1 protein-coding gene is annotated in these 260 nt (G+C 58.1%); it reads left to right on the plus strand.

Features of this window, described 5'->3' with window-relative positions:
* A partial coding sequence (locus ACH65_RS18395) for a hypothetical protein (protein ID WP_237561579.1) occupies positions 1–250 on the plus strand: 250 nt, incomplete at its 5' end.
* Positions 251–260 lie beyond the last annotated feature (10 nt).

The raw sequence follows: 260 nt of genomic DNA on the forward strand, positions 1-260 counted from the left end.
CCCTTTCTTCATCCATTCATTCTTTTTCTCGAGGATCCACACCATGTCCATTTCCGGCGCAGACGCATCGACGCAGCGTTCCATCGCACTGCAGGAACAAAACATGCGCAACCAGGAGGCGCTGACCGACGCCAGCACCCGCAACATGGCCAAGCAGGCCCTGCTCAACTTCCAGAAGGAAATGGCGGAAATGAACGCCAAGACCATCGGCGCCATGGGCAAGGGTCTGTCCGGCCTGGCTCCCAACTGATGTCCATGGC

This window comes from Frateuria defendens, from assembly GCF_001182895.1.
Lineage (GTDB): Bacteria > Pseudomonadota > Gammaproteobacteria > Xanthomonadales > Rhodanobacteraceae > Frateuria_B > Frateuria_B defendens.